Origin of the sequence: Ramlibacter sp., from assembly GCF_036676645.1 — a bacterium.
Lineage (GTDB): Bacteria > Pseudomonadota > Gammaproteobacteria > Burkholderiales > Burkholderiaceae_C > Ramlibacter.
This window is the reverse complement of the sequence record NZ_JAKFCM010000041.1, coordinates 16,826-29,689: the sequence shown is the minus strand read 5'-3', so window position 1 is coordinate 29,689 and position 12,864 is coordinate 16,826. Positions and strand designations below refer to the sequence as shown.

Annotated in this window: 9 protein-coding genes; 4 read left to right on the top strand and 5 right to left on the bottom strand. The window is 71.8% G+C overall.

Translation table 11 applies throughout. From position 1 onward, the window contains the following. Nucleotides 1-126: 126 nt before the first annotated feature. The gene (locus V6M57_RS06810; RefSeq protein WP_332814237.1) at nt 127-993 is read right to left on the bottom strand and encodes an LpxL/LpxP family acyltransferase; all 867 of its coding nucleotides are present in this window, start codon (nt 991-993) and stop codon (nt 127-129) included. Next, nucleotides 993-1,811: a lysophospholipid acyltransferase family protein gene (locus V6M57_RS06805; RefSeq protein WP_332814236.1), complete on the bottom strand. Its 819-nt coding sequence runs from the start codon at nt 1,809-1,811 to the stop codon at nt 993-995. The genes V6M57_RS06810 and V6M57_RS06805 overlap by 1 nt, the downstream gene beginning before the upstream one ends. Nucleotides 1,812-1,948: 137 nt before the next feature. Between V6M57_RS06805 and metK the strand changes: the two genes are divergently transcribed. Then, nucleotides 1,949-3,133 carry a methionine adenosyltransferase gene (metK, locus tag V6M57_RS06800; protein WP_332814235.1) on the top strand — a complete coding sequence of 395 codons (1,185 nt, stop codon included), beginning with the start codon at nt 1,949-1,951 and terminating at the stop codon, nt 3,131-3,133. Between the two features lie 122 nt (nt 3,134-3,255). On the opposite strand, the gene V6M57_RS06795 is transcribed toward metK, so the two are convergent. Further along, complete coding sequence (locus tag V6M57_RS06795) at nt 3,256-4,146, bottom strand: hypothetical protein (RefSeq protein WP_332814234.1); 891 nt, start codon at nt 4,144-4,146, stop codon at nt 3,256-3,258. 253 nt (nt 4,147-4,399) lie between these two features. Here V6M57_RS06795 and V6M57_RS06790 point away from each other — a divergent pair, with 253 nt between their 5' ends. From V6M57_RS06790 to V6M57_RS06780, 3 genes are read left to right on the top strand one after another with little or no spacing between them, the layout of a single operon-like run. Next, on the top strand, nt 4,400-5,527 hold the full coding sequence (locus V6M57_RS06790; protein WP_332814233.1) for a ferritin-like domain-containing protein: 1,128 nt from the start codon (nt 4,400-4,402) through the stop codon (nt 5,525-5,527). A gap of 59 nt (nt 5,528-5,586) precedes the next feature. Further along, nucleotides 5,587-8,169, top strand: a complete 2,583-nt coding sequence (ligD, locus tag V6M57_RS06785) for a DNA ligase D (protein WP_332814232.1) — start codon at nt 5,587-5,589, stop codon at nt 8,167-8,169. An 18-nt stretch (nt 8,170-8,187) separates the two neighbouring features. Next, a complete protein-coding gene (locus tag V6M57_RS06780) occupies nt 8,188-9,690 on the top strand; it encodes an NAD(P)H-hydrate dehydratase (protein ID WP_332814231.1) in 1,503 nt (500 codons plus the stop codon). Between the two features lie 5 nt (nt 9,691-9,695). Here V6M57_RS06780 and V6M57_RS06775 read toward each other — a convergent pair whose 3' ends face one another. Both V6M57_RS06775 and V6M57_RS06770 read right to left on the bottom strand, forming a co-directional pair. Beyond that, nucleotides 9,696-12,002, bottom strand: coding sequence for an NADP-dependent malic enzyme (locus V6M57_RS06775; protein WP_332814230.1), 2,307 nt, complete (start codon nt 12,000-12,002; stop codon nt 9,696-9,698). 45 nt (nt 12,003-12,047) lie between these two features. Further along, nucleotides 12,048-12,812 carry a 2-keto-4-pentenoate hydratase gene (locus V6M57_RS06770; protein ID WP_332814229.1) on the bottom strand — a complete coding sequence of 255 codons (765 nt, stop codon included), beginning with the start codon at nt 12,810-12,812 and terminating at the stop codon, nt 12,048-12,050. Between the last annotated feature and the right edge of the window lie 52 nt (nt 12,813-12,864).

The following is a 12,864-nucleotide window of genomic DNA, read 5'->3' as shown; positions in this document are numbered from 1 at the left end:
CCGCAAGAGAGACCGTGTCATTGCGGCCTCGAGCCGCAATCCATCTCCTGCGCGCGGTTCGGCAACCGGAGGTGGATTCCGGCTTTCGCCGGAATGACATCCCACGGCCGCCGGCGCCCTCTCCTCTCAATAGACCGGCCTCGCGCCGGCCGGCCGCGTCTTGAAGCGCTTGTGCACCCAGTAGTACTGCTCGGGCATGCCGTCGATGTAGTCCTGCAGCCGCTCGTTCATCAGCGCCGTGTCCGCTTCCAGGTCGTCGGACGGGAAGTCGCGCCAGGCCGGCAGCACCTGCACGTCATAGCCGTCGGGCGTGATGCGCGTGAGCAGCGGCACCACCTTGGCCCGCCCGAGGCGCGCGAACCGGGACAGCGAGGGCACGGTGGCCGCGGGCACGCCGTAGAAGGGCACGAAGATCGACTCCTCCGGCCCGAAGTTCATGTCCGGCAGCAGGCACAGGGGAACGCCTTCGCGCAGCGCGCCGATCACCGGCTTGACGCCGTCCACGCGCCGGAACAGCCGCACGGTGCCGAAACGCCGGCGTCCGTGCAGGATCCAGGCGTCCACCACGCGGTTGGCCTGGTGGGTGTAGATGGTCATGAAGGGCCGCGAGGACTGCAGCGTCAGCGCGGTCCAGCCCGCATCCATGCCGACGAAGTGCGGCCAGAAGACCACCGTGGGTTCACGGCCCTCCAGTTCGGCCAGCGCGCCGGTCAGCCGGACCCGCTCGCGCACCCGCGCGGGGTCGCCATGCCAGAGCCAGCTGCGGTCCAGCCAGGCCTGCGCGAAAGCGATGAAGACGCGCGGCACCAGCGCGCGCCGCTGCCCGGCGGTCCACTGCGGGAAGCACAGGTCCAGGTTCACCCGCACCACGTGGCGGCGCCTCGGCACGACCACGTACAGCAGCCAGCCCAGCGCCCAGCCGAGGGCGCGCACCACGGGCAGCGGCAAGGGCGCCAGCCACCGCATCAGGCCCACTCCCAGCCGGCTGAGCATCAGGTGGCCTCCCGCGGCGACTTGTAGCGGGCGTAGCCCCACAGGTACTGCGAAGGGCACTCACGGATCAGCGCTTCCATCTGCGCATTGACCTGCCCGGCGGCGGATTCCGGTTCCGGCGGCAACTCGCCGGGCCAGGCGCGCAGGTGGATGCGGTAGCCCCGTCCCCAGGCCAGCCGCTCGCCCCAGGCCAGCAGCACGGCGGCGCCGGTCTGGCGGGCGAGCCGGGCCGACAGCGTCATGGTGTAGGCCGGCCGGCCGAAGAACGGCGCCCACACGCCCAGGCCCTGGGGCGGCACCTGGTCGGGCAGCAGGCCGACCGCCTGCCCCGCCTGCAGGGCCTTGAGCATCTGCTTGACGCCCGCCAGGGTGGTGGGCGCCGTGGCCAGGTTGGGCCGCCCGCGCGCGCGCTCCAGCAGCGGGCGCAGCCAGGCCTTGCGGGCCGGGCGGTAGAGCACGGTGATCGGGCCGTAGCGGCCGGCGTAGCCCTGGGCGGTGACCTCGAAGCAGCCCAGGTGCGGGGTGAGGAAGACGATGCCGCGGCCACGCGCCAGCGCGCTGTCGATCAGCTCGGCGCCGGACCACAGCACGCGCGGGCTGCGGCCGAACCACAGGCGCGGCACTTCGGCAACCAGCCGGCCGGACGCAGCCACCGCGCCGATCACGTCGGCCGGCCGATATCCCGCCTGGCGGGCATTGGCGGCGAAGCGGCGGCGGTAGGTGGGCGAGCCGAGGAACGCCAGCCAGCCCAGCCCCCAGCCGATGCCGTGCAACAGCCACAACGGCAGCACGGCCAGCGCGCGGAAAAGGGATATCACGTCGTTTAGAATCCGCCCGTCGCCGAGTTACTGAACTACTTGCAGGGCGACCCAAGAAATTCTGCTAAAGCGTTCGCCTTCGAAGCCCCGGCCCAAGGCAACGCGCCTTGCAAACCCAACCGCTGGAGTTTATTCAAATGGCGAACGACTTCCTCTTCACGTCCGAGTCCGTCTCCGAAGGCCACCCCGACAAGGTGGCCGACCAGGTTTCCGACGCCATCCTCGACGCCATCTTCCGCCAGGACCCGCGCAGCCGCGTGGCCGCCGAGACCCTGTGCAACACCGGGCTGGTGGTGCTGGCCGGCGAAATCACCACCAACGCGCACGTCGACTACATCCAGGTGGCGCGCGACACCATCAAGCGCATCGGCTACGACAACACCGAGTACGGCATCGACTACAAGGGCTGCGCCGTGCTGGTGGCCTACGACAAGCAGTCCAACGACATCGCCCAGGGCGTGGACCACGCCAGCGACGACCACCTGAACACCGGCGCCGGCGACCAGGGCCTGATGTTCGGCTACGCCTGCGACGAGACGCCGGAGCTGATGCCGGCGCCGATCTACTACGCGCACCGGCTGGTGGAGCGCCAGGCCCAGCTGCGCAAGGACGGCCGCCTGCCGTTCCTGCGCCCCGACGCCAAGAGCCAGGTGACCCTGCGCTACGTCGACGGGAAGCCGCACAGCATCGACACCGTGGTGCTGTCCTCGCAGCACTCGCCCGAGATGAGCGACGGCACGAAGATGAAGGCGGCGTTCAACGAGGCGGTGATCGAGGAGATCATCAAGCCGGTGCTGCCCAGGGAGTGGCTGAAGGAAACGCGCTACCTGATCAACCCGACCGGCCGCTTCGTGGTCGGCGGCCCGCAGGGCGACTGCGGCCTGACCGGCCGCAAGATCATCGTCGACACCTACGGCGGCGCCTGCCCGCACGGCGGCGGCGCGTTCTCCGGCAAGGATCCGTCCAAGGTCGACCGCTCGGCCGCCTACGCGGCCCGCTACGTGGCCAAGAACGTCGTTGCCGCCGGGCTGGCGCGCCAGTGCCAGATCCAGGTGGCGTACGCGATCGGCGTGGCCAAGCCGATGAACATCACCGTGTACACCGAAGGCACCGGCGTGATCCCGGACGAGAAGATCGCCCAGCTGGTGCACGAGCACTTCGACCTGCGGCCCAAGGGCATCATCCAGATGCTGGACCTGCTGCGCCCGATCTACGAGAAGACCGCGGCCTACGGCCACTTCGGGCGGGAAGAACCCGAGTTCACCTGGGAGCGGACCGATCGCGCCGCCAGGCTGCGCGATGCCGCGGGCCTGAAGGGCTGAACAAGCGTGTCATGGCGGGCCCGACCCGCCATCCATCTCCGGAACACTGAACACGCTCGTCGGTACGCGGGGCGGGAGGTGGATTCCGGCTTTCGCCGGAATGACAAGTCTGGCTGCGCCCCTCACTCCAGCAGCTGCTGCTGCCGCTCGACTTCCTGCCGTTTCATCGCGGCGTAGCTGGCGAGGTCCATTTCGCGCAGCTGCGGATAGCGCTGGGTGGCGGCATACCAGCCCCGGATGCGGCGCTCGACCTGCTGCTGCGGCGGCGCCGCCAGCGAATCCAGGTAGGCATCGATGGCCAGGTAGTAGCGCATGGCATTGCGCTCCACCGCCCCCAGCACGCCGCCGATGAGCTGCGGCTGCCCGTCCGGGCCGCGGCCGACCACGGTGAAGCCGGTCTTGCCGGCGCCGGCCGTGGCCAGGTACAGCTGCATGGCCATGCGGCCGGCGAATCCCACGCCATACGAGTAGTCCAGGCGAAGGAAGGTGCGCCCGTCCTCGATCGGCACCGCCGACACCGTGATGCGGTAGTCGCGCGTCCCTACCGGCCCTTCGTGCGCCTGCAGCCGGCTCTCGAAGAAGTCGTCCCGCGCCGCCACTTCGCGGAAGTCGAAGCGCAGGCGATAGGCCTGCTCCACCGGCTGGTCGAAGCGCCGCCCTATGCGCACCAGCAGCGTGCTGCCGGCAGCGTCTTCCACGGCATGGCAGTACTTGGTGTTGAACGGCAGGATCAGGACGTCGCACCAGCCTGCCGGCTTGCGCAGCGCGGCGCTCACCGCGGCGAAGGGGTGGTCCAGCACCGCGTGGACCACGCCGGCCAGCCGGTCCTGCCGCTCGGCGGAGACGAGGTGCAAGGGACGGCCGAACCCGTTGCTCCGCAGTTCTTCGCCCAGCCGGTCGTAGTGGGCACGCAGCTCGCCCCCGTCCGCCCGGCTGCCGGCCGGCGCCAGTGCGGCGGCCAGTCCCAGGCACGCGCCGGTCGCGACGCGCAGCACCATCCTCATCACATGCATGTGCAGACCCTTGGCCGCAAGCCTGCCCACGGCCGCGCATCCGGCGTGTAGGACGCGTGGGTGAATGCCTGTGCGAGCCCCCTTGAAAACGGCGGGGCCAGGCGAAAGCCGTCTCGCTGGGCCACGCCGTTTTCCTACACCCAGTCCTTGGCTTGGCTGACGGCCCAGTTCCCGGGGCGCCGCAAGATGGATTTCGCAGCGGTGCGGCCTGCGCCGCCCTCGTTCGTTGCACTGGATACCAAGGAGCATTCGCATGGCTGAAGACAAGGACCTGAACCGCGATCCCATCACCGACGAGCCCGGCTCGCACCCGGTCGGCACCGGCGTGGGCGCCACCGGTGGCGCCGTGGCCGGCGCCGCGGCGGGTGCGATCGGCGGCCCGGTCGGCTCGATGGTCGGAGGCGTGATCGGCGCGGTGGTGGGCGGGCTGGCCGGCAAGGCTGCCGCCGAAGTGGTCAACCCCACCGCCGAGGAAGCGCACTGGCGCGACAACTACACGCGCGAGCCGTATTACCAGCAGGGACGCAGCTTCGACGACTACGGGCCGGCCTACATGCATGGCGTGCACGGCCGCATGCAGCACGAGACCGACTGGGACACGGCCGAGCCGCGCCTGGCCTCCGAGTGGGACAACGCCCGGGCCGGCTCCGGCCTGAACTGGGAGCAGGCGCGGCCGGCCAGCCGCGCCGCCTGGGACCGCGTGGACCTGCAGCGCGGCGGCGCCGGCACGGGCGTGGGCGGCGCGTACGGCTCCGGCGGCATGGCCGGCGACACGGCCGTGGTGCGCGCGGGCGACCTGGCCGGGGGCGAAGGCCGCCGCGCCATGACCGGCGGCACCGACATGGCCGGCGCCCAGCCCGTCCAGGAGCCGGGCACCGGTGCCGCCGGCAGGGTCGGCTCGGTCCAGGGCTCGGGCCATGCCGGCGGCGACCACGGCGACGTGATCGACGCGCTGCAGGACCTGGTGGAGTGCTGCAAGGACGGCGAATACGGCTTCCAGGCCTGCGCCGACCAGGTGCAGCGGCAGGACCTCAAGTCGGTGTTCCTGCAGCGGGCGGACGACTGCCGGCGCGGCGCCGACCAATTGAACCAGCAGATCCGCGACCTCGGCGGCACCCCCAAGGACAGCGGCAGCGCGGCCGGCGCCCTGCACCGCGGCTGGGTGGCGGTCCGCTCCACGCTGTCCAGCTACGACGACAAGGCCGTGCTGGAGGAAGCCGAGCGGGGCGAGGACAACGCCATGGCCCGCTACCGCAAGGCGCTCAGGCAGCCCCTGCCGCCGCAGGTCCAGCAGGTCGTGGAGCGCCAGTTCCAGCAGGTGCAGCGCAACCACGACCAGGTGAGGATGCTGCGCGACCAGCTCCGCGCCGCGGCGCAGTAGGCGCGGGCCGGTTGCGCCGGGCCGCGCCCCGGCCGGCCGGTGAGCCACCCGATCGACGAATGGAGCGCGTTCCCTCCGCCCCTTCCGATGCGCTGAAGGCCTACCGGGCCAAGCGCCGGTTCGAGGTCACGCCCGAGCCGGCCGAGGGTGGGGTCGCCGACGAGGACCAGCGCGCCTTCGTGGTGCAGAAGCACTGGGCCACCCGCCTGCACTACGACTTCCGGCTGGAACTGGAAGGCACCATGAAGAGCTGGGCGGTTCCCAAGGGCCCGAGCTATGACCCTGCCGACAAGCGCATGGCGATGCCCACCGAAGACCATCCGATCGCCTACAACCGTTTCGAGGGCACCATCCCCGAGGGCAACTACGGGGCCGGCAAGGTCATCATCTGGGACAAGGGCACCTGGCATCCGCTGGAAGACCCGCACGAAGGCTGGCGCGCAGGCAAGCTCAAGTTCGAGTTGCGCGGCCACAAGCTGCACGGCAACTGGACGCTGGTGCGCATGAAGGGCCGCGGCGACGGCCGCGCCGATCCCTGGCTGCTGATCAAGGAGCGCGACGCGTTCGTCCGGCCGGCCGCCGCATTCAGCGTGGTCGACGAGATGCCGGACAGCGTCCGGCACCTGGAGGACCGCCCGCCCGCCGTCGCAGCGGGGGCCAGCCGCCCGGCCACCGCGGCACCCTCGTCCGGCCCGCCCGGCGGCGCGGTGCCGGCGGCGCTGCCGGCGGCACTGCAGCCGCAACTGGCCGTGCTGGTCGATGCGCCACCGGCCGATACCGCCGACTGGCTCTTCGAAGTCAAGTTCGACGGCTACCGCATGCTGGCGCGCGCCGAGTCGGGCCGCGTGCGCCTGCTCACCCGCAACGGCAACGACTGGACGTCGCGCCTGCCGGCCCTGGCGGCGGCGCTGCAGGCCATGGACCTGCCCGATGGCTGGTACGACGGCGAAATCATCCTGCCGGGGCAGGACACGCCGGCCGACTTCCAGGCCCTGCAGGGGGCGTTCGACACGAACCGCACCGGGCAGATCGTCTACTACCTGTTCGACCTGCCCTACTGCGCCGGCCACGACCTGCGCGACGTGCCGCTGCTGCAGCGGCGCGAAGTGCTGCAGCGCATCGTCGAACGCAAGCCGCATCCCAACGTGCGCTTCAGCGCCGAGTTCGAGGCGCCGCCCGGCGCCATGCTGGACGCGGCCTGCCGGCTGGGGCTGGAGGGCGTGATCGGCAAGCGGCGCGACTCGGCCTACGTGTGCCGCCGCTCGGGCGACTGGATCAAGCTCAAGTGCGCGCACCGGCAGGAGTTCGTGATCGCCGGCTGGACCGATCCCAAGGGCTCGCGCACCGGCATCGGCTCGCTGCTGCTGGGGGTGCATGGCGACGACGGCCAGCTGCGCTACGCCGGCAACGTGGGCACCGGCTTCAACGAGCGCGTGCTGCGCGACCTGCGCCGCCGGCTCGATGCGATCGCATCGAAGCGCAATCCCTTCGCGGCGGGCAGCGGCTGGCCGCGCGGCGCGCACTGGGTCGAACCGAAGCTGGTGTGCGAAGTGTCCTTCGGCGAATGGACGCGCGAGGGCAAGGTGCGGCACTCGGTGTTCCACGGCCTGCGCAGCGACAAGGCGGCCCGGGAGATCTCGATCGAGGCGCCGGTCCGGGCCGCCGAGGCACCGGCCGCCGCGCGCGGCAAGGCCCGCCGCGCCCCGAAAACGCCATCCGGGCCGGCCCGCGCACCGGCGGCGGAACCCGGCGCGACGCTGCCGCCCATGCTGCGCGTGAGCAACCCCGAGCGCGTGATCGATGCCGCGAGCGGGCTCACCAAGATGGACCTGGTGCGCTACTACGCGCTGGTGGCGCCGCTGATGATGGAGCATTTGCGCCGGCGCCCGATCGCGCTGGTGCGCGCGCCGGACGGCGTCGACGGCCAGCTGTTCTTCCAGAAGCACCTGGAACGCTACCGCATGGCCGGCGTCGAGCCGCTCGACCGCGCGATCTTCCCGGGCCACCCGCCGATGCTGGAGATCGCCAGCGCCGAGGGCCTGCTGTCGGCAGCGCAGATGAACGTGATCGAATTCCACACCTGGAACGCCGTGGCCGACCAGGCGGACAAGCCGGACCGCATGACGCTGGACCTGGACCCCGGCGAAGGCGTCGGGTGGCCGCAGGTGCAGGAGGGCGCCTCGCTGGTGCGCGCCTTCCTGCAGGAGCTGTCGCTGCCGGCCTGGCTGAAGACCAGCGGCGGCAAGGGCCTGCACGTGGTGGTGCCGCTGGCTCCGAAGCACGGCTGGGACACGGTCAAGGACTTCTCGCAGGCCATCGTCGTCCACCTCGCCAGGACGCTGCCGCGGCGATTCGTCGCCAAGAGCGGGCCGAAGAACCGGGTCGGACGCATCTTCATCGACTACCTGCGCAACGGCTTCGGCGCCACCACGGTGGCGGCCTGGTCGGCGCGGGCGCGCCCGGGGCTGGGCATCTCGGTGCCGGTGCGCTGGGAAGAGCTGGACCGGCTCGAGGGTGGCGCGCACTGGTCGGTGGCGACCGTGCACCAGCGCCTGGACGAAGGCAATGCCCCTTGGGACGGTTACCGCGACAGCAGCGCCAGGCTGGACGAGGCGATGCGCAAGCTGGGCTTTCGCCCCTGAGACGGAGGCCGCCGCGAGATGCCGAAAGCCTGGCCGCGCACCCTGTGGATCGTCCGCCACGGCCAGAGCGCCGGCAACGTGGCGCGCGATGCCGCCGAGGCAGCCGGCCTCGCGATGATCGACATCGCCGAGCGCGACATCGACGTGCCGCTCTCGGCACTGGGGCGCGAGCAGGCGGCGGCGCTCGGGCACTGGTTCGGCGAGATGCCGCCGTCGCGGCGGCCCGAGGTCATCCTCACCTCGCCCTACGTGCGGGCCCGCGAGACCACGCGGCTGCTGATGCAGGCCGGCGGGCTCGAGCCGGGGCCGGTGCGGCTGCGCGTGGACGAGCGGCTGCGCGAGAAGGAGTTCGGCATCCTCGACCGGCTGACCGTGCTGGGCATCCGCGAGCGCTATCCGGAGCTGGCGGCGCAGCGCGGCCACGTCGGCAAGTTCTATTTCCGCCCGCCCGGCGGCGAGAGCTGGTGCGACGTGATCCTGCGCCTGCGCAGCGTGCTGGAGATGCTCACGCGCGAACACGCGGGCCAGCGCGTGCTGGTGGTGGCGCACCAGGTCATCGTCAACTGCGTGCGCTACCTGGTCGACTGCCTGGAGGAGCACGAGATCCTGGCGCTGGACCGCAAGGGCGACGTGCCCAACTGCGGCGTGACCTCGTGGGAGCACGATACCGGCCGCCTGCGCGACTGGCCGCTGCCGGCCCTGGCCGACGACGCCGACAAGGAAGCGCGCGGCCGCATCCTGGTGATCGCCGGCAGCCGCGAGATGCCGGGCGGCGCGGTGCTGGCTGCCACGGCGGCCTTGCGGGTCGGTGCCGGCAAGGTCGCCATCGCGACGCCGCGCTCGATCGCCACCCGGATGGCCTTCACCATGCCGGAGGCGCGCGTGATCGGGCTGCCCGAGACCGCATCGGGCGGCCTGGACCCGGCCGGCACCGGAATGCTGGAGCACGCCGCTGTTGCCGCGCACGGCGTGCTGGTCGGGCCCGGCCTGCTGGACCGCGAGGCCACCTGCGATTTCCTGTGGCGCCTGCTGCCGCGGCTGCAGGAGCAACCGGTCGTGCTCGATGCCCTGGCCATGGATTGCGTCGCCGGCGCCGGGCGGTTCGCACGGCCGGTGCTGGTCACCCCGCACGCCGGCGAGATGGCGCACCTGACCGGAGCCGGCAAGGACGAGGTGCTGGCCGACCCGCTGGCTGCCGCCGTACGGGCCGCGCAACGCTGGAACGCCGTGGTGGCGGTGAAGGGTCCGGCCACGGCCATCGCGGCGCCGGACGGCCGCTCGTGGCTGCACGAGGGCGGCAACGCCGGCCTGGCCACTTCCGGCTCCGGCGACGTGCTGGCCGGCGCCATCGCCGGCCTGTGCGCACGCGGCGCCCCGCTGGAGCAGGCCTGTGCCTGGGGCGTGGCGCTGCACGCCCGCGCCGGCGACCGGCTGGCTCGGCGGCTCGGGCCGGTCGGCTACCTGGCGCGCGAACTGCCGCGGGAGATGCTGGCCGTGCTGCGCGAACTGCAGCCGGCCTGAGCGCTTCAGGCGCGGATCGCGGCCAGCGCCGTCATGTTCACGATGCGCCGCACGGTGGCGGACGGATTGAGCACGTGCACCGAGGCGCGCGCGCCCAGCAGGATGGGCCCGACCGTGATCCCGTGCCCGCCCGTCATCTTCAGCACCGTGAACAGGATGTTGGCCGAATCCAGGTCCGGGCAGATCAGCAGGTTGGCCTCGCCTTCCAGCGAGCCGCGCTCCATCAGGCTTTCGCGGCGGATCGGCTCCGACAGCGCGGCGTCGCCCTGCAGCTCGCCGTCGCACTCGATGTCGGGCGCCAGCTGCGCGAACAGCTCGCGGGCGCGCCGCATCTTCAGCGCCGCACCGCGCGTGGAGGAGCCGTAGTTGCTGTGCGAGAGGAAGGCCACCTTGGGCGGCAGCCCGAACCGCCGCACCTCCTGGGCCGCCATCAGCGCGATGCTGGCCAGCAGCTCGGCACTGGGGTTCTCGTTGACGTAGGTGTCGGCGATGAACAGGGTGCGGTGCGGCAGCATCAGCGCATTCAGCGTGGCCAGGCCGGGCGCCTGCGGCGCGGTGCCGATGACGTCGCGCACGTGCGCCAGGTGCGCGTCGAAGCGCCCGACCATGCCGCACAGCATGGCATCGGCGTCGCCCAGGTGCACCGAGAGCGCGCCGATCAGGGTGTTGGAGCGGCGCACCGCCGCCTTGGCCGCCTCGGGCGTGACGCCGTTGCGCCCCATCAGCCGGTGGTAGGCCTCCCAGTACTGGCGGAAGCGCGCGTCGCTCTCCGGGTTGACGCACTCCACGTCCTGGCCCAGCTTCAGGCGCAGGCCGGCCCGCGCGATGCGCGCCTCGATCACCGCCGGGCGGCCGATCAGGATGGGCTGGGCCAGCCGCTCGTCCAGCGCCAGCTGGGCCGCCCGCAGCACCCGTTCGTCCTCGCCTTCCGCGTAGATCAAGCGCCGCCCGGTACCGGCCTTGGCCGCCGCGAACACGGGCCGCATGATCATCCCGGTCTGGTAGACGAACCGCGTGAGGCTCTGGGTATAGGCCTCCAGGTCCTCGATCGGCCGGCTCGCCACGCCGGATTCGGCGGCAGCCCGCGCCACCGCCGGCGCGATGCGCAGGATCAGCCGCGAGTCGAACGGTGTCGGGATGATGTAGTCCGGACCGAACGCCAGCTCCTTGCCGGCGTAGGCATTGGCCACCTCCTCGCTGATGTCGGCCTTGGCCAGCGCGGCGATCTCGCGCACGCAGGCCAGCTTCATCGCTTCCGTGATCTTGGTGGCACCGCAGTCGAGGGCGCCGCGGAAGATGTAGGGGAAGCACAGGACGTTGTTGACCTGGTTCGGGTAGTCCGACCGGCCGGTGGCGACGATGCAGTCCGGCCGCGCCGCCTTCGCCACCTCGGGCCGGATCTCCGGCTCCGGGTTGGCCAGCGCCAGGATGATCGGGCGCGCCGCCATGGCGCGGACCATGTCGGCGGTGAGCACGCCGGGCGCCGAGCAGCCGAGGAACACGTCGGCTCCCTGCACCACGTCCGCCAGGGCGCGGGCGTCCGTGTTCTGCACGTAGCGCGCCTTGGACGGGTCGAAGCCGCCCGGCCGCCCCTCGTACAGCACGCCCTTGGAGTCGCACACGAAGATCTGCCGCTGCGACACCCCGAGCCCCACCATCAGGTCGATGCACGCGATGGCCGCCGCACCGGCCCCCGAGACCACCACCTTCACCTGTTCGATCCGCTTGCCCACCAGCTCGAGGCCGTTGAGCAGCGCGGCGCCCGAGATGATGGCCGTGCCGTGCTGGTCGTCGTGGAAGACCGGGATGTTCAGCCGCTCGCGCAGCTTGCGCTCGATGTAGAAGCACTCCGGCGCCTTGATGTCCTCGAGGTTGATGCCGCCCAGCGTGGGCTCCAGCGCCGCGATGATCTCGACCAGCTTGTCCGGATCGCGCTCGGCCAGCTCGATGTCGAACACGTCGATGCCGGCGAACTTCTTGAACAGGCAGCCCTTGCCTTCCATCACGGGCTTGCCCGCCAGCGGACCGATGTCGCCCAGCCCCAGCACCGCGGTGCCGTTGGTGACCACGCCGACCAGGTTGCCGCGCGAGGTGAACTCGGCCGCCAGCGAGGGATCGGCCTGGATGTCCAGGCAGGGATAGGCCACGCCGGGCGAATAGGCCAGCGACAGGTCGCGCTGGTTGGACAGCGGCTTGGTCGGGCCGACCGCGATCTTGCCGCGCGTCGGGCTGCGGTGGTACTCGCGCGCCGCCTCGCGCAGGGCCTGTTCGGCGCCGGACAGCGCCCGCTGCGGTGAAGATGAATCTGCCATCGGATGACGTCCTTGATCGGGGAAGTGCCGGCGGTGCCCGGTCTGCTAGAGCTGGACGCGGGTCTCGCCGATGCCGTCGAAGGTAACCGACACCCGGTCCCCGCGCCGGGCCGGCAGCATGCCGCACCAGGTGCCGGTGGTCACCGCCGTGCCGGCCTTCACGGTGGCGCCGTCGCGGGTGAGGTGCTTCAGCCAGCTGGGCAGCAGCCAGGTGGGGTCCCCCAGCGGGTGCGTGCCGCGATACTCGGCGGCGCCGGTCGAGGCGATCTGCACCTCGCACCGTTGCGTCGCCCAGTCCCGGGGTTCGAAGCGCTGCCACTCCCCGACCACCAGCGCGCCGTGCGACTGCAGGTCGGCCAGCTTCAGCAGCGGTGGGGCGTCCACCCCTTCGGTCCAGCGCGAGTCGACGATCTCGATCGCCACGGCCATGGCGTCCACCCGTGCAGCGGCGTCCTGGTGCGTGAGCTCGGCGGCCTGGGCGGCCGTGACGTCCGACCCCAGCCGCAGGGCGATCTCGGCCTCGATCAGCGTGAAGTTGAAGTGTTGGCCCTGGGCATTCGCGGGACTCGGCCAGGTGGTGGCGGCAAACAGCGGGGCCTGGGTGAGCACGGCACTGCGCGAGGGCCCGCCGGACTTCCAGAAGACCGGCGCTTCGCCCGGCGCGAGCGCCTCGCGCACGAGTTGCTGGACGGCGTAGGCATCGCGCGCTTCGCGCAGGTGGCCGGCCAGGGAAGCGGCACCAGCGGGGCTGCGGCTGCGGCGCGCGTGCAGCAGCGCCTGCGCGACCGCCTGGATGGAAGAGGCATTCATGGACATCCGGATTCGAGGGGCAGCAGCGGGATTCGTTGCATCGCCAATGATG

Coding starts and splice junctions, on each gene's coding strand:
- metK (WP_332814235.1), top strand. CDS start 1,949: ATGGCGAACGACTTCCTCTTCACGTCCGAGTCCGTCTCCGAAGGCCAC.
- ligD (WP_332814232.1), top strand. CDS start 5,587: ATGGAGCGCGTTCCCTCCGCCCCTTCCGATGCGCTGAAGGCCTACCGG.
- V6M57_RS06780 (WP_332814231.1), top strand. CDS start 8,188: ATGCCGAAAGCCTGGCCGCGCACCCTGTGGATCGTCCGCCACGGCCAG.
- V6M57_RS06790 (WP_332814233.1), top strand. CDS start 4,400: ATGGCTGAAGACAAGGACCTGAACCGCGATCCCATCACCGACGAGCCC.
- V6M57_RS06810 (WP_332814237.1), bottom strand. CDS start 993: ATGCTCAGCCGGCTGGGAGTGGGCCTGATGCGGTGGCTGGCGCCCTTG.
- V6M57_RS06795 (WP_332814234.1), bottom strand. CDS start 4,146: ATGCATGTGATGAGGATGGTGCTGCGCGTCGCGACCGGCGCGTGCCTG.
- V6M57_RS06770 (WP_332814229.1), bottom strand. CDS start 12,812: ATGAATGCCTCTTCCATCCAGGCGGTCGCGCAGGCGCTGCTGCACGCG.
- V6M57_RS06775 (WP_332814230.1), bottom strand. CDS start 12,002: ATGGCAGATTCATCTTCACCGCAGCGGGCGCTGTCCGGCGCCGAACAG.